Here is a 26,076-nt window from a genome sequence, read left to right on the forward strand (position 1 = left end):
TTACGATTTAAAAAAGAAAATGAAAATGAAAAGCCGATATTCAAGGGAGCGTACCAGCGATGAATAAGAAAGCAATACCAGTAACAGTGTTGAGCGGATATTTGGGTGCAGGAAAAACAACGATTTTGAATCATGTATTAAACAATCGGGACGGAATGAAAGTAGCAGTCATCGTCAATGACATGAGTGAAGTGAATATAGATGCTGAGCTGGTTAAAAAAGAGGGCGGCTTGTCCAGAACAGAAGAAAAACTGGTCCAGTTGTCTAATGGTTGTATTTGCTGTACATTGCGTGAAGATTTATTGGTGGAGGTCAAGAAGCTGACGGAACAAGGCGAGTTTGATTATATTTTAATCGAATCTACAGGCATCAGTGAACCTGTGCCAATCGCTCAAACCTTTACGTACGCCGATGAAGGAACTGGCATTGATTTGGCATCGCTGGCAAAACTGGATTGCATGGTGACCGTAGTCGATGCGAACCGTTTCTGGCATGATTTTGAATCAGGAGAAACGTTACTGGATCGCAGGCAGGCTACTGGTGAAGACGACACGCGTGATATCTCGGACTTGCTCATAGACCAGATTGAAACCTGTGATGTATTGATTCTGAATAAGTGCGATCTGGTTCAGTCTGCTGAGCTGGATAAGCTGGAGGGTGTGCTGCGGAGATTACAGCCTGAAGCCCGAATCATTCGTACTTCCAAGGGAAAGGTCGCTCCTTCGGACATTTTGAATACAGGGCTGTTCAATTTTGACAAGGCTAGTCAATCCGCTGGATGGATTCGGGAGCTGGAGCTTGAAAGCCATACACCGGAAACGGACGAATATGGGATAAATTCCTTTGTATATCGTCGTAGAAGACCATTTCATCCTGCAAGATTGGCTGAATTTATGAACTATTGGCCGGAGGAGATCGTTCGCGCCAAAGGTTTGGCCTGGATTGCCACCCCGCAGGATTGGGCAGCGAGTATTAGTCAGGCAGGACCATCTATTCAATTTGGCCCTGCGGGAAGCTGGCTTGCTGCATTATCCGAAGAAGAACGGCAGGAGATCGTTGCAGCTGACCCTGAGGCTCTGGACCAATGGGATGAACAATGGGGCGATCGCATGAACGAAATCGTCATGATCGGTATCGGAATGAATCGACCGGACTTGGAAGAAGAGCTAGATGAATGTCTGCTGAACGATAATGAAATGGATATGGACTGGTCCAGTTTTGAAAATCCGCTTCCTTGGCCGACATGATGAAGCTAGTTGATCCATTCATTAATAAAGTCCATACATTTTTTAGCTGCTGGAGAAACATTTTTTAAGGAAGCGGTAGCGATACCGATAGTACGGGAATGCCTCTCATCCAATGGACGAATAGAGATGTCGTAAGGAATGTGAGACAGGATCATTTCAGGAAGAATACTCACGCCTAGTCCATTCTGCACCATAGCCATAATCGCATGGTCATCTTCTAATTCATATTTGATTTTAGGTGACATATTATGCTGTGAAAAAATATTCCTTACATCGGTGTCACAGCCTGCAACAGGCATAATAAAAGGCTCATCTCTGAGCTGTTCTACTCGAATGGAGGCTTGCTTTCCCAGAATATGATCGGAAGGAAGTAGACAAAGCATGCTTTCTTCTTTTAAGGGCAACGCCTCTAATGTGTCTAGCGTGGGGAGGTTCACAAAGCCGAAATCAGCCTCCCCACTGATTATCCAGCTCTCAATTTCATGGTAGTTCCCATCGAGCAGTTTTATTTCAATAAGAGGAAACTGCTCATTGAATTTTTTTAGAATACGGGGCAGCCAATGAATAGAGACGCTTGAAAATGTGCCGATCTTTACGGTTCCGATTTCCAATCCTTTAATTAGAGCTACCTCTTGGTAGAGCTTTTCGTCCATTTGTACGATCTCTCTAAATTGCTTCATCAATCTTTCTCCGTTATTGGTCAATCTGATGCCTGAACGACCTCGGATCAGAAGAGTCAACCCTAATTCATGTTCCAATCCAGAGATCGCATGGCTGATTGCCGATTGTGTAAGATTTAAAACTTCCCCGGCCTTTGTGAAACTTCCCATTTCAACTACGCAAAGAAAAATCTTATATTTAAACAAATTCCTGTTCACTCCTATTTTTTTAATGAAATATATTCATGTATCATATCAGATATATTCATTTTTTTTATTTAATATTTATGATTATAATCAAATGAAAGAAAGGTTATATATTTTTGTTTTAGGAGGAACATATGAACTCAATTGCTAAAACTCCTCGGCCACCCTATTATGCGGCTATCTTTACTTCTGAACGTACGGAAGGAGATGGCGGATACGGAGTGATGGGAGACAAAATGGTGGAACTGGCTGCCGAGCAGCCTGGTTTTCTAGGTGTGGAAAGTGTTCGTGATCACAATGGAGTAGGCATCACAGTTTCCTATTGGGAGTCTCTAGACGCTATAAAAAATTGGAAACATAACGAGCTGCACAAGGTAGCGCAGGAAAAAGGGAAATCCGAGTGGTATAAAACATTTGGTTTAAGAGTGAGCAAGGTAGAACGAGATTATTTTTTTACAGTGTAAATAGGTTCAATATCTTTCTATTCATATTCAGTTCATAAACGTGGGTTATTCTCGCTATAGAAACCGTATAGGGAGGATATGAATGTGGATTATACAGACAAAAAAGAGACCTTGGCCATTGAAGCAAGGGGACTCGTTAAAACTTTTGGTGATAAGCATGCGGTTGACGGTGTCGATTTGAATGTCCATGCTGGCACGATCTACGGTGTGCTCGGCCCTAATGGAGCAGGTAAGACGACTACCATCCGAATGCTGTCAACGTTATTGCGACCTGATGGTGGATCAGCGCGTATCTTCGGGCACGATGTAGTAAAGGAGCCGCAGGTTGTGCGTCAATTAATCGGGGTAACAGGCCAATACGCATCGGTCGATGAGTCGCTTAGCGCTACTGAGAACTTGATCATCTTCTCTAGACTGCTTGGACTGGGACGTGCCGAGGCGCGTCATAAGGCAGCGGAGCTGTTGGAGGAATTTGGCTTGGCCGAAGCAGCCAAGCGACCGTTAAAAAATTTTTCGGGAGGCATGCGCCGCCGACTGGACTTGGCCGCCAGTCTCATCGCTAAGCCGCCGCTGATCTTCCTGGATGAGCCGACTACCGGACTAGACCCGCGCACGCGTGTCCAGATGTGGGACACGATCCGGCGTCTGGTCAAGACCGGTTCCACCGTACTGCTCACTACCCAGTACCTCGACGAGGCGGATCAACTTGCTGACCGAATCGCGGTGATCGATCATGGCCGGGTAGTCGCTGAGGGTACGGTGGATGAACTGAAAGCGGCAGTGGGGGCGTCGACTCTGCAACTCAAAGTGCAAAATCAACAGGACATTGAGAGAGCTGTTCAGATCGTTGAACAGGTGCTTTCAGTCAAGTCCAGCGTGTCAGTGGAAGTTGGAAAGATTATTTCTCCGATGGCCAATGCAGATCGGGTAACGGACCTGCTGATTGCCCTCCGTACTGGAGAGATTCGTCTAGCAGAAATGAGTGTGCAAAAGCCGACGCTTGACGAGGTGTTTTTGTCCATCACTGGTCATGGGGCACAAGTAAACGAGCAGCAGACGTCCCAAGGAGCGCATGCTGGGGAGGGGGCGAGAGCATGAAGAGCACTACGGTTATGACAGGTTTTGATCGCACTTTGAAGAAGTCTGTGAGTTTCAGACAGGCGTTCTTCAATTCCATGACGATGGCCTACCGGGGCATTCTGAAGATCCGGCATACTCCCGAGCAATTGTTTGATGTCACGCTCCAGCCGATCATTTTCACACTTATGTTTACCTATATCTTTGGTGGCGCCATCTCAGGAGACGTGCAGCATTATTTGCCGGTTATTATTCCAGGCATCCTCGTGCAGACTGTGATCTCGACCTCCGTCGTTACCGGCGTCCAACTACGTGAGGATATGGACAAAGGAGTGTTCGACAGGTTCAAGTCACTCCCAATCGCACGTATTGCGCCTTTGGCTGGAGCTCTGCTGGCTGACAGTATCCGGTATACTATTGCGACTGTACTTACCTTCGCCATGGGGTATATTTTGGGGTATCGGCCAGAGGGAGGGCTGCTGAGTGTTGCTATCGCCGCGCTTTTGGTCATCGTGTGTTCCTGGGCAGTCAGCTGGATTTTCGCCTTCTTTGGCGTGATTGCCCGCACTGCTTCCAGTGTACAGGGCATCTCCATGATTGTTCTGTTTCCGCTCACTTTTGTTTCCAACGCATTTGTGCCTGTGGACACAATGCCTGGTTGGCTACAGTGGTTTGTGAACGTTAACCCGATTTCACATCTTGTGAACGCAGTCAGGGAGCTTGCGAATACGGGAACGATTGGCGGGGAACTGGCGATCTCCCTGCTTGGCGCTACAGTCATTGTGGCGATCTTCGCGCCGCTTACGGTGCGTGCATATATGCGTAAAGCATAAGATGGCAGTCTTCTTGACGAGGATGAGAGATTTAAGGCAGAACTAGTTAGGGGGGATTGAAATGGCGCGTGTATTGGTCGTTGATGATGATCCGCATATTCGCGAACTGGTCGGACACTTTTTGAGGATGGAAGGTCTGGAGGTAGTCGAGGCGGTGGATGGATTGGACGCGATGCGCATTTTTGATCAAATCAAGGTCGATTTACTTGTTCTTGATATCATGATGCCGGGAATGGATGGTTGGGAGTTGTGTCGTAAGCTGAGAGAGCAAACCGACCTGCCGCTGCTTATGCTTACAGCTAAAGGCGAGACGTCACAGATCGTGAAAGGTTTCGCGCTCGGAACGGACGACTATCTTGTCAAGCCATTCGACCCCATGGTGCTTGTTGCACGCGTGAAGGCTTTATTAAAACGCTATCGTATCATGGCTTCCAAATCAGTGACTGTCGGAGATCTTGTCCTGCGCAGTGATACATTTGAATGCCGGGCTGGGCAAGAGGAGTTTACCCTGCCGCGCAAGGAATTTGAGCTGCTCTTCAAGCTGGCCAGCTATCCTGGCAAAACCTTTACCCGCGACCAGTTGATCGAACAGATCTGGGGTTATGATTATGAGGGAGACGAAAGAACGGTTGATGTCCATATCAAACGCCTTCGGGAACGGTTTCTGGAGGCAAGCCACTCCTTCCGGATCAGTACGATCCGAGGATTGGGTTATCGGCTGGAGGTAAGGCAATGAAACGAGAACCGGGATTCCTCCATATCCTTGCGAGACTCATGTTGGTGTTATTGGTGCTGTATCTCAGCTGGACTGCCGCGTTCTTTATTATGGAGGCGATCTATTCGCACATGTCATGGGCTCCCCATGGTTTGTTCGTCTTTCTTATGAATACGACGCTAGGCTTTTTCTTCTTCGGTATTATCAGTATGACGGTAAGGCGCTTCTTCCAGCCTAGAGAACAGCACGCTTTTACCGAAATGATCGATGCTTTAAAACGTATTTCGCAAGGAGACTTTCACATTAATCTGGATTGGGATCTCGGCGGGAGGAACGGAAAACATCGGAGGCCGCATCCTTATGTACAGTTGGTGGACAGTATCAATGATATGGCTGCAAATCTGAAGGCTATGGAAAAGCTGCGGGAGGAGTTTATTTCAAACGTATCCCATGAAATCGGCTCACCGCTGACCTCGATAATCGGATTCGCCAAGGCGCTCAAGGACGAGAATCTGGATCGTGAGCAGCGAGACCGGTATTTGACGATCATCGAGACGGAGTGTATTCGTCTATCCAAGCTAAGCGATAATCTCATGAAGCTGGCGATTCTGGATTCGGAGCGGCATCCGTTTCGTCCGTCCCTTTATCGGCTGGACAAGCAGCTAATTTCGCTTATTCTCGCCTGCGAACCGCAATGGGAGGCTAAAAAAATCGAGATGACTGTTGAGGTGGATATCGTTGAGATTAACGCGGACGAGGATCTGATGGGCCAGGTTTGGGTAAATCTCCTTCACAATGCCATTAAATTTACACCACAGGGTGGAAGCATATCTGTTTCTCTTTCAAGTAACGGTGAACAGGCGGTTATCCGCATTGCGGACACGGGACAGGGCATCAACGAACAGGATCAGCAACGCATTTTTGAACGGTTTTATAAAGCAGACCAGTCACGGGCCCGAACTGCAGGAGGCAGCGGCTTGGGACTGTCCATTGCTTATAAAATAACAGAGATGCATACCGGTTCTATCTCTGTATCCAGCAAGGTGGGAGAAGGAACGGTATTTACGGTTATGCTGCCGCTGCGCCGGCAAGGAATGAAAGGCAGCAACAACTGTGAAATGTACACCGGCACAGTAATATAAAAAGGAGCGTCTTCAAAGCCATAAGCGGCTGAAGGACGCTCCTTTTTAACTCCCATGCTTATACTCTTATGTTATATACGTATAAGCTCAGGATTTAGATGAATTTACCGGCTGCATTTCCTGGATAGCTTCCTTCAAGTTGTGTGAGCATAGCTCATACAACTGTTTCCTTTGCTGTTCGCTGGAATTCGTAGCCAGTTTTTGCAGCTCGGTTGTACATTGCTGCAGCAGCGTCAGCACAGCTTGATTCGAATCCTGTGCCTTGGACATCTGTACATTATCACTGTATTGGTCAATATATAGCTCCCCTTGCGTGTCCACCTGCGCGAAAAACACATCTTTGACCGTCAGGCTCTTTTCCTTTAGCTTGGCATCCAGCCATTGTTGAGTAATCCCCATATATGCCATTTGTTGCTCCATAAGTTGTCCATCCATAATGACTGCTGTGGGTTCCTTCTCCGGTAGCTGAAACATATTCAAATCTTTAAGCGTCACAGGCTGCTTGTCTTTGGTTAACAGCACATTGACTTCGCCACTGGTTTCCATGAGAGCAAATTCTACATCAGATACTTTGAATACATTCTTGCTTCGTAGCTGCTCCATGAGTTCATCCAGGGTGAGCCGTTCCTTTCTCAGATTATCCTCTAAAATTTTGCCGTCTTTGATCAGGATTGTTGTCCTTCCATCTGTTATATCTCTGATTTTCTTGCTTTTAATTTGCAAATATTCAATGCCAAGTGTTGTCAGTACCCATACTGACAAGGCTATGAGGCCTAGATACCAGGTGGATTCACGCTCCATAGGAATGGTAGCAGCCAGGTTACCTATCGTGATTCCTGTTATATATTCGAACAAGGAAAGCTGGGATACCTGACGTTTTCCAAGAATTTTGGTGATTAAAAATAATATAGCGACAGCCATTAATGTGCGTATAGCAACCTCGGCCCAATCCTGCATTTACTCAACCCCATTTCATTTCGCCACAAGGGCGCTACTATTCCAAGGATATCCGCGTCAAGGCACATTTAAACTCCAATTCCCCTAAATTTAAATAACTGAGCTACCAATAAACCGATTAAATACGATATAAGATTAAAATTTTCTATCGTTGAATTAGCAATGTCTATTACACAAGCGATTGACGGAAAAGGGTCGGCAGGATACATTATAAATATAATCCTTATTTAATTAATCGGAATTATAAACATTAAGCTCACGGAGGTATGTATATGTCGTCCAAACCTAAAGTTGTATTGTGGAGCAAAACCGGCTGTCATTTTTGTGGAGAGATCAAATCGTACCTGGAATCCCAAAATCAGCCGTATGAAAATATCCAAGTGGACGGAAATGATGCGCTGCGTGACGTGCTGGAAACCAAATATGGTGTTCGTTATGTTCCTGTCGTCGAAGTAGGCGGGGATAACAAATATGAAGCCCTGCTCAACCCGGATCTGGAAGAGTTGGGTAAAGTGCTGGAAAGTTACAATCAAGTGGTATAACAATCATGTTCAAGAGAGGTGGAAGAGTTATGGCTAAGAATAAACAAATTAAATTTGGTGCGATTATTCACGGCGTTGGGGGAAGCATGACGACTTGGCGTCACCCTGAAGTACCTGCGGACGCGAGTGTTAACTTTGAATTTTATAAAACGCAGGCACAAAAGGCAGAGGAAGGAAAGTTTGACCTCGTATTTATCGCAGATGGCCTGTTCATTAACGAAAAATCCATTCCCCACTTTCTAAACCGTTTTGAACCAATTACGATTTTGTCCGCTTTGGCTGGGGTGACGAAGCATATCGGACTGGTCGGCACATTGTCGACTTCCTATAGCGAACCGTTCACGGTAGCACGCCAGTTTTCTTCCATTGATCATATTAGCGGAGGTCGTGCAGGCTGGAATGTGGTGACTTCCCCGCTGGAAGGCTCTGCCCTTAACTTTAGCAAAGGCGAGCACCCGTCGCATCCGCAGCGCTATAAAATTGCAGAGGAATATTTACAGGTTACCAAAGGACTGTGGGACTCGTGGGAAGCGGATGCGTTCGTTCGTGATAAGGAAGCTGGAGTATTTTTTGATCCTGAAAAGCTGCATACATTGAACCATAAAGGTGAGTTTTTCTCTGTGCAGGGTCCGCTGAACATTGGACGATCCAAGCAGGGACAGCCGGTTATTTTCCAGGCAGGTTCCTCCGAGGATGGCAAAAACCTGGCCGCTAAGGAAGCGGATGCTGTATTTACAGGACATGAAACGTTAGAGGAAGCGCAGCAGTTTTATCGTGATGTGAAAGAACGTGCGGTACGCTATGGTAGATCCGAAGAGGATATTGTCATTTTGCCGGGCATATCGCCGATTATTGGCAATACAACGGAGGAAGCGGAACGTAAGTATGAAGAGATCACGAATCTGGTGACGATTGAGGCTGCGCTAAAATATTTGGGACGTTTCTTCGATCATCATGATTTCTCACAATATCCGCTGGATGAGCCATTCCCTGAGCTTGATGGTATTGGCAGCAATGCGTTCCGCAGCGGTACAGATAAAATCAAACGAGTAGCCAAGGAACAAAACTTGACCTTACGCGAGGTTGCGTTGCGTTCAGCTACACCGAGAACCTCTTTTATCGGAACCGCTGAGCAGGTGGCGGATCGAGTGCAGGAGTGGTTTGATAGAAAAGGAGCAGACGGATTCATTATTGGTTCTGATGTACCATCGGGTCTGCATGACTTTGTAAATTTGGTTGTGCCTATTTTGCAGGAACGCGGTATTTACCGTCAGGAATATGAATTTAGTACACTGCGCGAAAATCTGGGAGTGCCTATTCCTGAGAACCGCTATACAGCAGCCAGATCCAAAGTGAAGGTTGACGCATAACAGAAGGAGGAAAAAATATGTCCAAGGTTGTCATCCTATCAGGCAGTCCGTCTACACAATCCCGTTTATACGGCTTGATTAACTATACAACGGAGCAGTTGCAGCAGGCTGGAGCGGAGGTCACATTACTGAATGTGGTCGACTTGCCAGCGGAGGATCTGGTCACAGCTAACTTTAACAGCCCCGACGTCACAGCATCACTTGCATTGATTGCAGCAGCGGATGCCGTTATTGTGGCTTCTCCAGTCTATAAGGCGTCCTATTCAGGACTATTGAAAATATTCCTGGATTTGGTTCCGCAGGAGGGGCTAAGAGGGAAACCTGTCTTGCCTTTATTTATCGGAGGTACACTGGCTCACCTGCTGGTCATTGACTATGCGTTGAAGCCGGTTATTAATGCACTGGGCGGAAGACATATTCTTGGCGGGGTGTATGCAGTGGATCAGTGGGTCGAGCGTCTGCCAGATGGAGCATACGGGTTGTCCGAAGAATTGGTTGCACGGTTGGAACGTTCTGTTAAAGAACTAAATGAGCTATTAAAATTATAGATATTTTCAATATTTCCATTGACAGGTCGTTCAGTGAGTTTTATGATACAAAAAACCAAGTTAACTTATTGGATAAATGTATATAAAACTTACTGGGGGACTTGCGTATGAATATCGAGAATATGGAAGCCTTTGTATACGTGAATCATTATGGGAGCTTTAATAAGGCGGCAGAAGCCTTGTTCTTGTCCCAGCCCTCTGTTACAGCCCGGATTCAGACGCTAGAGCGCGAGCTAGAATGTAAGCTGTTCGACCGTCAAAGCAAGCAAACGGTTCTGACGGAGTATGGACGAAAGTTTCTTCCTTATGCGGAGCAGATGCTTCAGGTGCTGCAAAAAGGGAAGCAAAAGCTCCAACAGCGTAAGAAAGCCCCTCAACAAATTCGAATTGGCTGCACGATATCGGTGTCGAACTACATTATTCCAGAGATATTAAAGCAGCTTCGTGCCCGTTATCCAGAGGTTAACTACAAAATTGTGACGGCAACGACGGATCAACTGGTACATAAACTGTTGAACCGTGAGGTAGACATTAGTTTTGTCCGTAAAGTGATGCATCCGGCTATCCGTACGCTTGCTTTTTATGAAGATCCGATTTCCCTGTATGTATACGACGGCCATCCGTTTATGAAGACAGGAAAGGCCAGCATACAGGATATTCAACGTGAAACACTGGTGTTTTTTGAATGCGGATCACTAGATTGGATGAGAATTCATCGCGCTTTTGAATCACTGGAGCAGCCACCAGACATTGCTTTTCAGGTAGACAATGTGGTCACGGCCAAAAAGCTGGTATTGGAAGAAGCGGGTATTGCCTTCTTGCCAGATGTCTGTGTGAACCGTGAAGTAAAAGATCAGAAACTGTTCCGTATCCATGTTCCAGAGATAGCTAGGGTGTCGATGCAGATTAGCATAATTGCGACCAAAGAAGACTGTGCAGTAACCTCAGATTTTGCAGATGCACTGACAGAAGGTTTCCGGAGTGCTGTTTTGTTATAGAAAAGTTCTATAGCTTGGTGGATTGACGTATAGGTATCCAGGTGTTAAATTAATCACATCCTAAAACAGATTAAACTTATAGGAATTATGTATGATAGAATGTTATAGCTACCATGTATGTCGCAAACTGCTGATATACAAAGAGATGAGGGGGATTCATATGAAAAAGTGGTTTGCAATATTGTCTGTTATGGCAATCATCCTGGTGTTGGCAGGCTGCGGTTCCTCAGATAACGCGTCCAGTGCGTCAGGTTCAAGCGGAGACGTGAAAAAAATTATCGTAGGCACAGGTACTCAATTCAAAAATGTATGCTTTATTGACGAAAACGGAAATTTAACAGGTTTTGATGTGGAACTGATCAAGGAGCTGGACAAGCGCCTACCTCAATACGAATTTGAATTCAAAACGATGGACTTTGGAAATTTGCTGCTAAGTCTCGATGCCGGCAAGATTGATCTGGTATCGCATCAAATGGAAAAAAACCCGGAGCGTGAAGCCAAGTATCTGTTCAACAAAAATCCATATAGCATTTTTCTGAACAGAGTCGCTGTAGCGAAGGATAACAATACCATTCATTCCATTGATGATTTGAAAGGGAAAAAGGTACTTACCAGCCCAACCAGTAATGCGGCGTATGTGCTAAAAGAATATAACAAAAACCATGGAGATGCCCTGAATATCGTTTATACGAGTGGTGCGGCCAATGATACGGTGCAACAAATTACGAGTGGCCGTATAGATGCTACCGTTACGACAGACTTTGCGAACCGTTTTAACACCGATGAAAAAGGAGAAGTAGCTCTGAAAACCGTTGGTGATCCTTTGACTCAATCGGATGTACTGTATGTACTGAATAAAAATGAGCAAGGATTGGCGGATGACCTGGACAAAGCCATTCAGGAAGTGAAGGACGACGGTACGCTGTCGAAGCTGAGCATTAAATGGCTTGGAGAGGATTTCACGAAGTCTCTGGAAGATGTGAAAAAGGAAGGTAACAGCAGTAAAAAGTAAGGATAGACTTGGACATTTCAGCGGTCAGGGTACTCTATGTATTCTGACCGCTGATGTATAGAAAGGAGGCAGGCATATGAGCAGAGAGTTCAATATTGACTATGTTTTTAGCTTTATCCCGAAAATGCTGTCTTACTTACACATCACCTTGTTTATTGTAGCAAGCTCGCTTGTATTGGGGCTTATCATTGGTCTGTTGGTTGCGCTGCCTCGCATGTATAACATTCCATTTCTCAAACGTGTTTCTCAGGTGTATGTTTCCTTTTTTCGCGGAACACCTATTCTAATCCAATTGTTTCTGGTGTATTACGGCCTGCCAGAGCTACTAAAGCTGGTAGATATCAATTCCTCCAGATGGGATGTGTTGTGGTTTGCTGTAGCGACCTACGCACTCAATAGTGGAGCCTTTATTTCCGAAATTATCAGGTCAGGAGTAGAGGCAGTAGACCGAGGACAAATCGAGGCTGCACAGTCCGTCGGCATGTCAGGCTATCAGACCTTTACACGTATCATAATGCCGCAAGCGCTGGCTGTGGTGATTCCGATATTTTCCAATCTGGTGATTGGCAATCTGAAGGATACCTCGCTGGCATTTACAATCGGAGCGATGGAGATGACAGGGAAATCACAGACATTAGGGTCGGCTACCCAGCATTTTGTTGAAACCTACATCGCGTTATCCCTTATTTATCTGGTCATCAGTCTGATTTTACAAAAATTGTTCAGGGTGCTGGAAAATACGCTTCTCCGGCATGAGCATCGGGATGAAGTGCAGAAAGAACCCGAAAAACGAAAAAGTTTTGTGGTGCGCTACCTGAGAAGTCCTCGTCTGAGTAAAGGAGGTAAAGGCATATGAGTCTGGATTTTGGATTTATATATACTGCCTTTTTAGGGTTGTTCTCCGCGTTGCCCAACACCTTAATGATTACGGTGGTTTCTGTACTGGCAGGGTTGGTCATCGGTATGATAACGGCGCTGGCGCGAATCTATAAGGTTCCTGTGTTGTCCCAGGTTTCCCACGGTTACGTTACCTTTATCCGTGGCACACCGATGCTGATGCATTTGCTGCTTATTTATTTCAGTTTGCCTTTGTTAATTGATGCGGGAGCGAAGCATTTCGGCTGGCCGCTGCAATCCAAAGATGTTCCTTATATGGTATTTGCACTCATTTCGTTTTCCATTACCAGTGGCGCGTATATGTCTGAGGTCGTCCGTTCTGGAATTCAATCGGTCAACAAGGGGCAGATCGAGGCGGCTTATGCTGTCGGGATGACGACGTGGCAAGTGCTGAGACGGATTGTATTTCCGCAGGCATTCGTGGTGAGTTTGCCAAATCTGACGAATTCCGTTATTGGGATGCTTCATGGCTCTACCTTGGCTTTCACGGTTTCTGTCACAGAAATCCAGGCACAGGCTGAAATTCTGGCATCTACCAACTGGAAATATTTGGAGGTATATATCGCAGCTGCACTGCTATTTTGGGGCTTGACGGTATTGATCGAGCGAATATCTGGGTTGGTGGAGAAAAAAATCAATGTGTTTAATGGAGGTCGAGCATCATGATCCGTCTGCAAAATATTACGAAGTCGTTCGGCAAACATGAAGTGCTTAAAGGCATTGATTTGACCGTGAACAAAGGCGAGGTCGTCGTTATTTTAGGCCCGAGCGGTTCAGGAAAAACGACTCTGCTACGCTGCATTAATTATCTGGAAAAGCCGAATGATGGGGAAGTCAGCATTGGAGATTTTACAGTGAACTGCAAGCGACCTGCGAAGAAGGATGTTTTGGCTCTACGCCAAAAGACGGCTATGGTTTTCCAGCAATACAATTTGTTCAAGCATAAAACAGCACTGGAAAATGTCATGGAAGGACTTGTCGTTGTCCGCAAGGTCAAGCAGGAGGAAGCGAAAAAAATTAGCATTGAAGTGCTGGAAAAGGTCGGTCTGGGTGAAAAGCTAAATCATTATCCAAGCCAGCTATCCGGCGGGCAGCAGCAGCGTGTCGGCATAGCGCGTGCTTTGGCGCTGAACCCGGAAGTGATTTTGTTCGATGAGCCGACTTCGGCGCTGGACCCTGAACTGGTGGGTGAGGTGTTGTCGGTGATCCGCAAGATTGCGAAGGAAGGCATTACGATGATTGTCGTTACACATGAAATGGGCTTTGCGCGCGATGTTTCAAATCATGTGGTATTTATGGATGGCGGTCATATTATCGAGGAAGGCACACCGGACGACATTTTTAACCACCCCAAAGAGGAACGTACCCAACAATTCCTGAAACGGATTACACCGGAATATAACTATTCAATTTAGACGGGAGAGGGAGACATGAGTATTAAAATCGGAGTATTGGATCAAAGCCCTATACACGAGGGGGAAACGGCAGCGCAGGCCCTTCGTAATACGATTAAGCTAGCACAGCGTGTAGAGGAATTGGGTTTTACGCGCTTCTGGGTATCAGAGCATCACGATTCCGAGCAGGTTGCGGGCTCTTCGCCAGAGGTACTCATTTCCCACTTGCTGGCACGCACTGAGCGTATTAAAGTCGGTTCTGGTGGAGTGATGCTTCAGCATTACAGCCCTTATAAAGTAGCCGAAAACTTTAATGTGCTGTCCTCTCTTGCACCGGGTCGCGTAGATTTGGGAATCGGACGCGCACCGGGCGGGTTGCCGAAATCCACACAGGCGTTACAACGAAACGTTCATGATGCGCCTTCTCTCGAAGAAAAAATTGATGAAGTAAGTCGCTATATTCATAATATTCCGTCTGAAGAAGGACCGTTAGTCGGGTTACAGGCGAATCCGATTCCAGAAACACCGGCAGATATTTACGTTTTGGGTACAAGTACAGACAGTGCTGGAATTGCTGCGCGTTTGGGGTTGCCCTACGTTTTCTCGCAATTTATCAATAGTAATGAGCAGGTTGCATTGGACTCATTCCGTACGTATCGGGCGTCTTTCGATTATAGTTATGGACGTGAGCCGAAAGCTCTTTTTGCGCTTTCAGTCATCGTAGCGGACACTTCCGAGGAAGCTGCAGAGTTAGCAGGGGAGCACAAGCTGTACAAAATTCATCTGGCCAGTGGCAAGACGGCTACGGTGGGCACGTTGGAAAGTGCAGAAAAGTTTGGCAAGCAATCGGGTGAAGAATATACAATTGAAGCTACACAAGCGCAAATTAACAAAGGGAATAAAGACGAAATTTATGCTGTCCTGACGGAAATTCAAGCGAAGTATCAGGTCGATGAGCTGATCGTTACGACAGGAATAAGAGATATACACAAGCGCGTGCGCTCGTTCGAGTTGTTGCATGAAGCTTTTGCCGGATTGCCTGTGCAGTCCTAGAAATTGTTGGTCTGAGAGAATTGTAACTATTTTGGGTTCACGAAGGAGGAATAGGGATGAGTGGATCAACCGGAACGAAGGAGCAGGTTTTGGAGCAGCAACTGGTGGATATTCGCCGCCATCTGCATCGAAATCCCGAGCTATCTAACGAGGAGTTTGAAACTACCGCCTTTATCCGACGTCTGTTGGAAGAACAGAACATAACGATTCTGGATGTGCCGCTGCGTACCGGATTAGTAGCGGAAATTGGCGGACGGCAGGAGGGACCAACTGTCGCGCTTCGTGCAGACATTGATGCGTTGCCTATTCAGGAGGAGACGGGATTGCCTTATGCTTCGGTGCATCCGGGCAAGATGCATGCTTGTGGGCATGATTTTCATACCGCGTCCTTGTTAGGAGCAGCCATACTCCTGAAGCAGCGGGAGCAGGAGCTGAAAGGCACGGTTCGGCTGGTGTTCCAGCCAGCTGAGGAAAAGGCCAAAGGCGCTGCCCAAGTGCTGGACAGCGGTGCGTTGGCAGGGGTGCAGGCCATATTTGGCCTGCATAACAAGCCAGACCTGCCCGTAGGCACGGTCGGCATCAAAGAAGGTCCTCTAATGGCAGCGGCGGATGGTTTTTACATCAAGGTGGAGGGTCTGAGCACACATGCGGCAGTGCCGCATGCAGGGATTGACCCCATCGTGGTATCGTCACATATCATTACGGCGCTGCAATCCATTGTGAGTCGGAGCGTTAATCCGCTGGATAGCGCGGTCATTAGCGTCACGAAGCTGCACAGTGGCAACGCCTGGAACATCATTCCTGACCGCGCCCATTTGGACGGAACAATCCGCACATTTGACGAGAATGTTCGCGCTCAGGTGACTGAACGCTTCGAGCAGGTCGTAAAAGGTGTTGCCGATGCTTTCAGCACGAAAGCAACCATCCGCTGGATCGAGGGTCCGCCACCTGTTCTGAATGACGGTAAGTTGACCGCTATCGCGGAAGAGGTGGCCGAAGCGGTCGGTCTGGAAGTCGTTCGCCCCGTACCGTCCTCGGCGAGCGAGGATTTTGGGTTTTATCAGAAGAACATCCCAGGTGTATTTGTCTTTGTCGGCACTGCGGGAAGCCAGGAATGGCATCATCCTGCCTTTGATCTGGACGAACGTGCGTTGCCCGGAACAGCGAAGCTACTGGCTTCACTGGCCGAGTCGGCATTGATATCCATAGACTAGGAGCGTGAGCCTAGCGGTGGTTTTCCTGTGCCAACTATTATGTGGGCCGGCAATTCTCCCAAAATAACAGAGTGGGATACCTGGATGTTGCGGTATACCTGGAGCCAAGTCAAGAAGGATACTACTCGTTTTCCTACCCGCTAAAAAATGCTAGAGTAGTGTGAAAAAGCTTATAAATAGAGCCGTTTATTCCAAAATCAAATTCTGCGATGGAATTGATTCAGTGAATAAACGGTTTTTTCATTTTATAAAATACCAGTTTTGTGCATGCAAAGAGTAAGTATATGTCCCAAAATACGATTAAAAATCCTAATTTAAATCATTAAGGAAAATATTGACGATGTAATAATCCAGTGATAATATGATTTGTGATTATTTACAAAAAACGACAAGGAGGATTGATAGTGTACTCTTGATCTCCTAGATTAGTTCGCAAACACGAAAAGAGAGCTGATAGAGATCATCGTTTCAGGAAAACTACTGCAATAATACAAATGGATATGGAGGTACATACATGTTGAACAGAAAAGGAATGATGATGGCTTCTTTTTCAGTAGTCATTGCTAGTTCATTACTGATGGGAAATGCTAGTTTTATATCAGCGGATTCTCATCTAAACCGGAATTCTGTGGTTGCAGCAACGAGTGATTCGACATTGGCTGATATGCCACCTTATCTCAAATCATCGGTGGAATGGGTTTGGAAGAATAGAATGTTGACCGAAGGCTCAACGGCTCGTAAAAATACGATTTTTGATCAAATTTTTGCGGGTAAAGGGACTCTTAATTATGTTATACGCTGGCAATCCTCTAAGCCTGTTACACTGAAGCAACGCCAGGATATTGCTAAAATGATAGATCGGCAGATGAACCATTGGACAGATCATCTTCAAGGATATGACGGCTGGCCCTATAAGAATATTAAAGTAAAAGTGGTAGGCTGGGCTGTTGCCGATCCTTCACTGCTCCTAGACAAGCAGCCTGACGAGGTCATTTATACGGATACCATTCTAGATACACTAGCTTCTGAAAAACCGGAAATTCCTGCTGCACTTCCAGTTGCGCCTAATGAAATATCCCGATTTGAGCATTTTTCGGACCCGAACTATTCATATCCGGGTGGATTGGATAAACGCTTTGATATGTATCTCTGGGCCACAGAAAATTTTGGCGGGGGAGCCGGCGGCGACTGGGGACAACGCATGAATGATGAATACGTTCTGAGTACGGTGAATTCTGATGAGATTGAGATTACTGAACATGAAATTGGGCATGGATTTGGATTAAACGATTTTTATGAAGAACATGAGCGTCCACCAGGTGGATTTCCAACGAACACGATTATGTGGGCTGGCAACTCCGATCATATCACCGACTGGGATGTTTGGATGCTGCGGTATACCTGGAGTCAAATCAAAAAGGATACGGCTCGTTTCCCAATCACGACTAAAGACGACGATGGCCCAATTGAAATAGATCCTGATAAAAGCGTAAACATTGCGCCTGCGGCAACGGCTAGCAGTTCCTATACTTCAACTTGGGAAAATGTAAGCGCGCTAAACGATGGATTTGAACCTGCTAATTCTAATGATCGAAGTCATGCCGTGTACGGCAATTGGCCTGAGACAGGTACACAATGGGTCCAATATGATTTTGATCAAGAATATACGGTATCCCAAACGGATGTCTATTGGTTTAAAGATGGCGGTGGCATTGATGTTCCTAAGTCTTACAAGATTAAGTATTGGAATGGTCGCAGCTGGTCCAATGTCAAGCAGGCTAATGGATTGGGTGCTTCGGCAGACCAGTATAATACAACTACTTTTACGCCTGTAAAAACAACGAAATTAAGAATTGAAATGGTATCCAAAGGTTCAGCATCCACAGGAATTTTAGAGTGGAAAGTAGCAGCTAACAAACTTTAAACATTATACTATTTGACCCAAGGTTGTCTCCTGCGATATTTGTGGGAGATAACCTTTTTGAATTCATAGCTGAACAGTTAAAGTCTGGTGAGATCAGGCTTTTTTTGCGCTTTGATTATAGCGCTTGTTTCCTTCATATTTGTGTCTGTGTTTTGCTAAATTCTCGTACGAATGGCTCACTAAGAATGAATGGGTGTACGATAGTATGTATAATGGACATCAGATATGATAGAAAAGAGGACAGAAAGCGATGAGTCACGACGTGAATGCTCCTTACGATGTACATGTAGCATATGGACCGGTGTTTGAGCTGCTCAGCAGCTTACACACCTTTATTTGCCGCAAGGCTTACAAGAAGACCGACTTATCAGCCGGATGGGCGGAGCAAGTGAGTGGAACGCTGTCTCCAGGTTTGTCCGAATTGCTGGAGTCCATGGAAATCAATGCAGATTGGAAGGTTATTTATGGACTTGTCTATATGCTTTCTGATCAGGGGGGCGTTGAAGAGGTCGTAGACCGTTTGGAAAGCCAGACTTTACAGGAATTAAAACAACAGGCATCAGCCTATGGGATTCCGCTGCCTGACGACATGGAGAAGCTTCGCAAACTTGCTTTGCAACTGCTATCTGGCTGGGACGAAGAGTATTTTCGCCATGTGGATATAAGTATTCTAAGCGGTCTGGAACAGGAAGCTGAACGAAGAAATAAGGAGAAGGGCGTTTATAGCTCTATGGAGTGGGTGGATCGTACCACTAATGGCTTCCGGTTCGAGCCTTCCGAGGGACTGACGCGCGTGTTGCTGGTGCCTCAATACCATTTTCAGCCGATAAATATTATTTATCGATTTGGGTCGCTCCTGTTATGCCATTACTCGGCAGGAATTTATGTTCAGGAGGAAGATTTTTTATCCCCACAGGAATATCGAATGATCCGAAGCTTGGGGGAGAAGAGCAGGCTTAGGATTTTAAAATATTTGTATCAAAGCCAGTCTCCACGAACCTTTATTGAGATTGTCCGTCATCTCAAGCTGTCCAAGGGAATCACGCACGACCATATTTTTAAGCTCCGGGCCTCCGGCTTCATTCATGCACATTTTGATGGAGAAACATTACTCGGATATAGCGCACGGCTTTCGGCTGTGGATGAAATGCATCGGAGCATTTTTGGCTATATGGAGCGAAATTAGGCTGCACGCACCCGTCAGACTTTAACACTTTAAACAAATAGACGTCGATCATTTGGAATCCAGATGAGTTGACGTCTTTTTTTTACATAAAAAATGTAGTTCTCCCTTTACAGAACCCCAATAAATTCCTATAATGAGGTTTATCTTCTTAATCACAACTTGTTCTATCGGAATTTAATAATTTAACTCGGGGGGATTATGTTGAAAAAGAGTATTATTTTACTTAGCAGTCTACTTCTGGCGAGCTCTATTTTGCTGGCGGCTTGCTCTAACGGTGGACCGGACAGCTCCAACAATGCTACTGCCCAAAATAATGGGGACACACAGACAGCTACTACAACGCAGCCATTAACAAGTTTGGTAAAGGCTTCTGATATGTCCAAATTGCCGGAAGTGTCCAAAAAGAGAAGCGACACGATTATTGTGGGTCTGACTGACCCAGCCGGGGTGTTTACTCCGTATTTTAACCAAAGCGGCTATGACGGCAACGTGATTTCGCAATTGTGGACTCCGCTGGTCACAGTAGACGAGAAGGGGCTTCCGCTGCCCAATCTGGCTAAGAGCTGGGATATTTCTAAAGATAATCTAACGTATACATTTCATCTGGTTCCCGGTACTAAATTCAGTGATGGCTCCCCTTTGACAGCAGAAGATGTCGCTTTTACTTGGACGTTGATCTATGACAAAGCCTATCCTGGCGACAGTCAAATCCGAAAGCTGAACATTAAAGGCGGCAACGCCTATACGGAAGGCAAGGCAAAACAAATTGCAGGAATCAAGGTAATTGATGCGCAGACCATTTCTGCGACGTTGGAAAAACCTAACGCGTTGGCTCTGCCGATTCTGGGTGAATATGTACTGTCCAAAGCCTACTACGGCAAGGATTATAAGTTTGGACAGCTGGATTATTTTAAGAATCTACATAGTAGTCCTCTGGGGAATGGGGCTTATAAGCTGGAAAAATTTATTCCGGGGCAAGAAGTTCGTCTGGAGGCGAATGATCACTTTTTCAAAGGCAAGCCGAAAACACAGCATTTCATTTACAAAACAGCAGAAGGCGATGCTTGGCAGTTTATTGAAACGGGCGATACCGACTTTGCATCCTTCACCGCAACTCAGGAAAATATTGACAAACTGAAAGGGCTTGGCTTTTTAAACATTTTGCCGTATACCCCTAGCACTTACGGATATTTGCAAGTAAATCTAGAAAATGAAAAGCTTAAGGATAAAAAGGTTCGTCAAGCATTGACCTATGGACTAGATCGGAAAAGTATTTATGTCGACGCAGCTCAGGGAGCAGGGGCAGTCGCAAACATTCCAGCTTCCCCAATATTCTGGTCTTACACGACCGAAGGAATCAATCCATACAACTACGACCCGGAGCAAGCGAAAAAGTTGCTGGATGAAGCGGGTTGGGTGGAAGGTAGTGACGGTATCCGTGAGAAAAACGGACAGAAGCTGACCATTCACCTGCTGACCTCTAAACGTCCAGAAACAGACACCTTTATTGCGCTTGCGGCTGAAAATTACAAAGCGATTGGTGTTGACCTTCAGCCGGAAATCTTTGCAGACTTTAATGCAATGGTAGCCAAAGTAGAAGGTAAAGATTATGATCTCGCCGCCTTCTCGACAGGCATGCTGACAGATCCATCGGATGGAATCGAGCAATTCGTTAATGGAGAAGTCAAGGGATATAACAATCCAAAGGTAAAAGAGCTATATGAAAAAGGCTTGTCTACGACGAATATGGAAGAACGCAAGAAAATATATAAAGAATTATATGTGCTGCTAAACGATGAACTGCCCGTTATTTTTACCAACTATAAGAAGACGGTGTATGCCTACAATGGTCGGATGGAACATGTAAAGGTCAGTCCGTTCATTGGCTTGTCTGGTAATCTGTTCGAATGGTCCCTTAAATAAGCCACATTTGCGGGCCCCTTGTGAAGAACATCAGGTTCGGATCAAGGGGCCTCCCAAATGGGGGAAACGTAATGAGTAGCCTGACCTTGAATTGAAAGGAGTCTGTCATGAGCTCGTTTTTAACGAAAAGACTGACGTATATGGTTATTATTTTGTTGGCCGCATCGATGATGATTTTTTTCCTGTATGCCATGACACCGGGAGATTTCATTAGCGGCAATCTGAAGCTGTCGCCAGAGAGAAAGGCGGAGCTGAGGGAAATTTACGGCCTAAATAAGCCTATTCTTGAACGCTATGGAAATTGGCTAGGCAATGCGCTGCATGGCAATTTTGGCTATTCGCTTGCCCAGCAGAAGCCGGTGCTGACCTTATTTAATGAATATATCTGGAACTCGTTTTTGCTGGCCGTTATATCGACCTTCCTGACCTGGTTTATCGCGGTCATTATTGGTGTGGTTGCTGCTTATAAGCAGTATTCATGGTTTGATACTTTGGTAATGGTAATGATTTTCGCTGCCATGTCTGTGCCCTCTTTTTTTATCGGACTGTATCTGATTAAAATCGCAGCGGTTGACCTGAAGTGGTTGCCACCCGGTGGCATGCTCAATACGGGCAGTAACGCTACAGGTATGGAGTATGTGAAGGAGGTTCTCCAGCATATGACCTTGCCAGTGATCGTTATGACGCTGCTGGGACTGGGGTCGTTGACCCGCTACTTCCGTAGCAATATGATCGACGTGATCCAGCAGGATTATATACGCACAGCCCGTGCAAAGGGCTTAAAGGAAAGAAAGGTACTTTTTACGCACGCATTGAGAAATGCATTACTGCCTGCCATTACGCTCGTTGGCTTCGAATTACCTGCGCTGTTTGGCGGGTCCCTGATTATTGAAAAGATTTTTAATTGGCCGGGGATCGGTCAGTTGTACATGCAATCCTTTTCGCTCCGGGATTATCCGCTACTTATGGGCTTTACGATGCTAATTGCCATATTGAGCGTGATCGGGACACTGTTGTCCGATATTTTGTATCGCATCGCGGACCCGCGTGTGAAAGTGTAAGAAGGGGGCTAAGGAATGTCATCCGTGAGCAGTAATTTGAGCAAGAGCAACGGCAGACTGCAAGCAACTGTTAAATCTTCAATGTGGCAGCAAGCGCTCCGGCAGCTGTTCAGAAACAAGCTTGCTATGGCTGGTCTGCTCGTCGTGGTATTTATGTTTTTGCTCTGTTTTATCGGCCCGCTATTTTCTCCTTATTCCGATAATAAAACAAATATATTAATGATGAACAAGGCGCCAAATATCCATCACTGGTTAGGAACAGACAAGCTGGGACGGGATGTGCTGACACGTGTGATGCAGGCAGGTCAAATTTCTCTTACCGTGGGTTTGGCTTCCATGGTATTGTCAGTCTTTTTGGGGGCTACGCTGGGGGTCATATCCGCATATTTTCGCGGGATTGCAGATCAGATTATTATGCGCGTTGCTGATTTGCTGCTGACAATTCCCAGTTTGCCCCTGCTATTTATTATGGGCGCGCTGCTATCTGATTGGAAGGTTCCACCCGATCAACGGATGTATATTGTCATGCTGATGCTTAGTCTGGTCAACTGGCCGGGGATTGCACGGATGGTGAGGGGCCAGATGCTTAGTTTGCGGGAACGTGAATTTATGCAAGCCGCGACGGTACTGGGACTCTCGAATCGTCGAAAGCTGTTCAAGCATCTGCTGCCGAATATTTTACCGTTGTTGATCGTTATCGCTACATTGAATATTGGCGGAGCTATCTTGAGTGAATCTGTACTCAGCTTCTTTGGCCTTGGCGTGCTACCCACGACACCAACTTGGGGCAATATGATTGATGCCGCTAACAATGTGCTGGATTTTCAGCAACGACCGTGGTTGTGGATACCGCCAGGACTGTCTATTTTTGCTACAGTCATCGCTATTAATATTTTTGGTGACGGGCTGCGGGATGTACTTGACCCGAAACATAAGAGGTAGGTGATCATACACCATGGACAATTTACTTTCCATTGAACATTTAAGCACTCATTTTTATACAGAAGAAGGAACGGTTAAAGCGGTGGATGATATCAGCTTCCGTGTGAAGCCGGGGGAAACGGTATGCATTGTCGGTGAATCGGGCTGCGGCAAAAGTATTACCGCGATGTCGATCATGGGTCTCATCCAGAGTCCTGGTGGTAAGGTGACAGGCGGAAGCATCCGTTTTGAGGAAACCGATCTGCTAGGGCTTAGCAGAAATGAGATGCGCACGATTCGTGGGCATGAAATATCCATGATCTTTCAGGAGCCGATGTCTTCATTGAATCCAGTCATGACCATTGGTGAACAGCTATCCGAACCACTGATTGAGCATTTGAAAATGGGCCGTAAGGAAGCTCGTAAGCGAGCACTGGAGCTGATCGAACAGGTCGGTATATCCCGGCCGGAGCAGATTTTAAAAAGCTATCCGCATGAGCTGAGCGGGGGGATGCTGCAGCGAATTATGATTGCGATTGCTGTTTCTTGCGGTCCCAAGCTGCTTATCGCGGATGAGCCAACCACAGCGCTGGATGTAACGATTCAGGCGCAAATTCTGGATATGCTGCGTGAATTTAAAGCCCAATCCAATATGTCGCTCATGCTAATCACCCATGATCTGGGTGTTGTCGCCGAAATGGCTGATTACGTCATAGTGATGTATGCAGGCAAGATCGTCGAGGAAGGCGAAGTGGTACAGCTGTTCAATCATCCCAAGCATCCTTATACACAGGGGTTACTAAAGTCCAAACCGGTGCTTAATCAGCGCCAAGAGGAACTGTATTCCATCCCCGGGCAGGTCCCTAATCCGCTGGAGCTGACGACTTCCTGTTATTTTCACGACCGCTGTGGGCATTGCATGGACATTTGCCGTATAAAAGAGCCTACATTAAAAGAAGTTTCAGCTCAGCAGAAAGCATCCTGCTGGCTATATGAGGAGGCGGTTGTTCATGGCTGAGCCGTTGTTGGAAATAGACCGCTTAAAAACGTACTTTCCCGTGAAGTCCGGGTTTATGAACCGTACTTCAGGACATGTGCGGGCGGTAGACGATATCAGCTTTACAATCCGTCAGGGTGAAACCTTCGGGTTGGTAGGGGAATCGGGGAGTGGTAAAAGCACGGTGGGCCGCACGATTGTTAGATTGACGGATAAAACGGACGGTACCGTAAAATACAAAGGGGTGGATCTGCACAGCTTGTCTGCCAAAGGGATGCAGGAGCTTCGTCCTAAAATTCAGCTGATCTTTCAAGACCCGTATAGCTCGCTGAATCCCCGTGTACGGATTGGTGATGCCATTGGTGAGGCGCTACTGGATCACGGTATAGCTACCAAAGAGGAGGTCCGGCAGATTGTGCTGGACGTGCTCAAGCTATGTGGATTGTCCGAATATCATATCGACCGTTTCCCCCATGAATTTTCGGGAGGTCAACGTCAACGGATCGGCATTGCCCGAGCGTTGGCGCTTCAGCCGGATCTAATTATCGCTGATGAGCCGGTATCAGCGCTGGATGTGTCCATACAGGCGCAGATTATTAACCTATTCGCCAAATTGCAGGCCGAACGGGGTTTGACATATTTGTTCATCTCGCATGATTTGAGCGTGGTGGAACATTTGTGTTCCCGTATTGGCGTGATGTATCTAGGCTCTATGGTCGAAACAGCTTCGCGTGACGAGTTATTCGGCAATCCGCTGCATCCGTATACGAAGGCGTTGCTGTCGGCTGTGCCTATTCCGGTGCCGAAGTTGAAAAGAGAACGAATTTTGCTCAAGGGGGATATTCCTAGTCCGGTTAATCCGCCTTCGGGCTGCAAATTCCATACTCGCTGCCCCTTTGCCATCGGGCGTTGTTCTAAAGAGATTCCACTCTATCGTGAGGCACGTCCAGATCACTGGGTAGCTTGCCATTTGGCTGAATGAACAGAGCTAGTCAACAAATTTTAAAGCCGTTGAAACGGCAGACCGATCACAAGAGTGAAAGGGGTCTACTGTTTCAACGGCTTTTTAATGTTGTTGTGATTCAAACCGCTTGGGTTGACAACACGCTTGGAGCAGCGTTATATTAAATAGTAATCGTAATTATTACTATTTATGGTGTGAAATCATGTTCATATCCGTGTTCATCAATCTCGTGGTAGTGATGGTGAACCTTCATGATTGGCATATAACACAAGGAGGAGCTTTACATGGCCAAGAAGTCAAAAGTCGTAAAAGAGAAGAAACGCCAGGAAATTGTAGCTAAATATGCGGACCTGAGACGTGAATTGAAAGCAAAAGGGGACTACGAAGCTTTGCAAAAGCTTCCGCGTGACTCATCTCCAACACGCCTGAAAAGCCGTTGTGAGCTGACAGGAAGACCCAGAGGATACTTGCGCAAATTCAAGCTGTCTCGTATAGCGTTCCGCGAGTTGGCACATCAAGGCCAAATTCCAGGCATTACGAAATCAAGCTGGTAAACAGGCACTTATGTTGATCGCCAGCGCATGTAGATTATCTGTGTTGTTAACTTGAGGGTATGTCTGATAGAAGGCTGTAACGGGAATGCTTCATGTCGTAGGGTGACATGGGGCATTCCTTTTCCATGGAAAATATTATCGTTTGTATTGATTCTCCTCAGCTGGTTAGGTAGAATATGGACGGGTTAAAAATAATACATAACAAACGATGATATAA

General features: G+C 46.2%; 26 protein-coding genes and 1 pseudogene. 25 read left to right on the top strand and 2 right to left on the bottom strand.

Annotated elements, in window-relative coordinates:
* Positions 1-59 precede the first annotated feature (59 nt).
* On the top strand, positions 60-1,247 hold the full coding sequence (locus MLD56_RS10870) for a GTP-binding protein (RefSeq protein ID WP_029519104.1): 1,188 nt from the start codon (positions 60-62) through the stop codon (positions 1,245-1,247).
* Positions 1,248-1,252: 5 nt separating this feature from the next.
* Here MLD56_RS10870 and MLD56_RS10875 read toward each other — a convergent pair whose 3' ends face one another.
* Positions 1,253-2,113, bottom strand: coding sequence for a LysR family transcriptional regulator (locus MLD56_RS10875; protein WP_029519105.1), 861 nt, complete (start codon positions 2,111-2,113; stop codon positions 1,253-1,255).
* A 134-nt stretch (positions 2,114-2,247) separates the two neighbouring features.
* On the opposite strand from MLD56_RS10875, the gene MLD56_RS10880 reads away from it, so the two are divergent.
* The 5 genes from MLD56_RS10880 to MLD56_RS10900 all read left to right on the top strand — a co-directional run bounded on the left by MLD56_RS10880 (position 2,248) and on the right by MLD56_RS10900 (position 6,344).
* Positions 2,248-2,577: an antibiotic biosynthesis monooxygenase family protein gene (locus tag MLD56_RS10880; RefSeq protein WP_013310063.1), complete on the top strand. Its 330-nt coding sequence runs from the start codon at positions 2,248-2,250 to the stop codon at positions 2,575-2,577.
* 78 nt (positions 2,578-2,655) lie between these two features.
* A complete protein-coding gene (locus tag MLD56_RS10885; protein ID WP_029519107.1) occupies positions 2,656-3,675 on the top strand; it encodes an ATP-binding cassette domain-containing protein in 1,020 nt (339 codons plus the stop codon).
* Entirely contained in the window at positions 3,672-4,487 is an 816-nt protein-coding gene (locus tag MLD56_RS10890; RefSeq protein ID WP_029519108.1) for an ABC transporter permease, read from the top strand. Before MLD56_RS10885 ends, MLD56_RS10890 begins: the two co-directional genes overlap by 4 nt.
* 61 nt (positions 4,488-4,548) lie before the next feature.
* Positions 4,549-5,223, top strand: coding sequence for a response regulator transcription factor (locus MLD56_RS10895; RefSeq protein WP_029519109.1), 675 nt, complete (start codon positions 4,549-4,551; stop codon positions 5,221-5,223).
* Complete coding sequence (locus tag MLD56_RS10900) at positions 5,220-6,344, top strand: sensor histidine kinase (RefSeq protein ID WP_029519110.1); 1,125 nt, start codon at positions 5,220-5,222, stop codon at positions 6,342-6,344. The genes MLD56_RS10895 and MLD56_RS10900 overlap by 4 nt, the downstream gene beginning before the upstream one ends.
* Positions 6,345-6,431: 87 nt before the next feature.
* Here MLD56_RS10900 and MLD56_RS10905 read toward each other — a convergent pair whose 3' ends face one another.
* The gene (locus MLD56_RS10905; RefSeq protein ID WP_029519112.1) at positions 6,432-7,301 is read right to left on the bottom strand and encodes a DUF421 domain-containing protein; all 870 of its coding nucleotides are present in this window, start codon (positions 7,299-7,301) and stop codon (positions 6,432-6,434) included.
* Between the two features lie 272 nt (positions 7,302-7,573).
* Between MLD56_RS10905 and MLD56_RS10910 the strand changes: the two genes are divergently transcribed.
* From MLD56_RS10910 to rpsN, 19 genes and pseudogenes are all read left to right on the top strand, one after another.
* Positions 7,574-7,843, top strand: a complete 270-nt coding sequence (locus tag MLD56_RS10910; RefSeq protein ID WP_029519113.1) for a glutaredoxin family protein — start codon at positions 7,574-7,576, stop codon at positions 7,841-7,843.
* 29 nt (positions 7,844-7,872) lie between these two features.
* Positions 7,873-9,213: an LLM class flavin-dependent oxidoreductase gene (locus MLD56_RS10915; RefSeq protein WP_029519115.1), complete on the top strand. Its 1,341-nt coding sequence runs from the start codon at positions 7,873-7,875 to the stop codon at positions 9,211-9,213.
* Between the two features lie 17 nt (positions 9,214-9,230).
* Positions 9,231-9,761, top strand: coding sequence for an NADPH-dependent FMN reductase (ssuE, locus tag MLD56_RS10920; protein WP_029519116.1), 531 nt, complete (start codon positions 9,231-9,233; stop codon positions 9,759-9,761).
* Positions 9,762-9,868: 107 nt separating this feature from the next.
* The gene (locus MLD56_RS10925; protein ID WP_029519117.1) at positions 9,869-10,759 is read left to right on the top strand and encodes a LysR family transcriptional regulator; all 891 of its coding nucleotides are present in this window, start codon (positions 9,869-9,871) and stop codon (positions 10,757-10,759) included.
* Positions 10,760-10,919: 160 nt separating this feature from the next.
* A complete protein-coding gene (locus MLD56_RS10930) occupies positions 10,920-11,771 on the top strand; it encodes a transporter substrate-binding domain-containing protein (RefSeq protein WP_029519118.1) in 852 nt (283 codons plus the stop codon).
* A gap of 76 nt (positions 11,772-11,847) precedes the next feature.
* A complete protein-coding gene (locus MLD56_RS10935; protein ID WP_029519119.1) occupies positions 11,848-12,627 on the top strand; it encodes an amino acid ABC transporter permease in 780 nt (259 codons plus the stop codon).
* Complete coding sequence (locus tag MLD56_RS10940) at positions 12,624-13,334, top strand: amino acid ABC transporter permease (protein ID WP_029519120.1); 711 nt, start codon at positions 12,624-12,626, stop codon at positions 13,332-13,334. The genes MLD56_RS10935 and MLD56_RS10940 overlap by 4 nt, the downstream gene beginning before the upstream one ends.
* Positions 13,331-14,083 (top strand): amino acid ABC transporter ATP-binding protein, encoded by a 753-nt coding sequence (locus tag MLD56_RS10945; protein ID WP_029519121.1) that lies wholly within the window; start codon positions 13,331-13,333, stop codon positions 14,081-14,083. Before MLD56_RS10940 ends, MLD56_RS10945 begins: the two co-directional genes overlap by 4 nt.
* Before the next feature lie 15 nt (positions 14,084-14,098).
* On the top strand, positions 14,099-15,115 hold the full coding sequence (locus MLD56_RS10950; RefSeq protein WP_029519122.1) for an LLM class flavin-dependent oxidoreductase: 1,017 nt from the start codon (positions 14,099-14,101) through the stop codon (positions 15,113-15,115).
* A gap of 56 nt (positions 15,116-15,171) precedes the next feature.
* Positions 15,172-16,329 (top strand): amidohydrolase, encoded by a 1,158-nt coding sequence (locus MLD56_RS10955; RefSeq protein ID WP_029519123.1) that lies wholly within the window; start codon positions 15,172-15,174, stop codon positions 16,327-16,329.
* Positions 16,330-16,338: 9 nt separating this feature from the next.
* Positions 16,339-16,473 (top strand): annotated as a pseudogene (locus MLD56_RS26115) (dockerin); the annotation flags it as partial.
* Positions 16,474-16,843: 370 nt separating this feature from the next.
* Positions 16,844-18,253 carry a discoidin domain-containing protein gene (locus MLD56_RS10960; protein WP_029519124.1) on the top strand — a complete coding sequence of 470 codons (1,410 nt, stop codon included), beginning with the start codon at positions 16,844-16,846 and terminating at the stop codon, positions 18,251-18,253.
* 250 nt (positions 18,254-18,503) lie between these two features.
* Positions 18,504-19,439: an ArsR family transcriptional regulator gene (locus MLD56_RS10965; protein ID WP_029519125.1), complete on the top strand. Its 936-nt coding sequence runs from the start codon at positions 18,504-18,506 to the stop codon at positions 19,437-19,439.
* Positions 19,440-19,637: 198 nt separating this feature from the next.
* A complete protein-coding gene (locus tag MLD56_RS10970) occupies positions 19,638-21,362 on the top strand; it encodes an ABC transporter substrate-binding protein (protein ID WP_049817073.1) in 1,725 nt (574 codons plus the stop codon).
* Positions 21,363-21,469: 107 nt separating this feature from the next.
* Positions 21,470-22,423, top strand: coding sequence for an ABC transporter permease (locus tag MLD56_RS10975; protein WP_029519127.1), 954 nt, complete (start codon positions 21,470-21,472; stop codon positions 22,421-22,423).
* A 15-nt stretch (positions 22,424-22,438) separates the two neighbouring features.
* Complete coding sequence (gene opp4C / locus MLD56_RS10980; protein WP_029519128.1) at positions 22,439-23,365, top strand: oligopeptide ABC transporter permease; 927 nt, start codon at positions 22,439-22,441, stop codon at positions 23,363-23,365.
* Between the two features lie 13 nt (positions 23,366-23,378).
* Positions 23,379-24,362: an ABC transporter ATP-binding protein gene (locus MLD56_RS10985; protein ID WP_029519129.1), complete on the top strand. Its 984-nt coding sequence runs from the start codon at positions 23,379-23,381 to the stop codon at positions 24,360-24,362.
* The gene (locus MLD56_RS10990) at positions 24,355-25,323 is read left to right on the top strand and encodes an ABC transporter ATP-binding protein (protein WP_029519130.1); all 969 of its coding nucleotides are present in this window, start codon (positions 24,355-24,357) and stop codon (positions 25,321-25,323) included. Before MLD56_RS10985 ends, MLD56_RS10990 begins: the two co-directional genes overlap by 8 nt.
* A gap of 266 nt (positions 25,324-25,589) precedes the next feature.
* Positions 25,590-25,859 carry a 30S ribosomal protein S14 gene (gene rpsN / locus MLD56_RS10995; protein WP_029519131.1) on the top strand — a complete coding sequence of 90 codons (270 nt, stop codon included), beginning with the start codon at positions 25,590-25,592 and terminating at the stop codon, positions 25,857-25,859.
* Positions 25,860-26,076 lie beyond the last annotated feature (217 nt).

The organism is Paenibacillus peoriae (assembly GCF_022531965.1).
In the GTDB taxonomy this organism is placed as follows: domain Bacteria; phylum Bacillota; class Bacilli; order Paenibacillales; family Paenibacillaceae; genus Paenibacillus; species Paenibacillus polymyxa_D.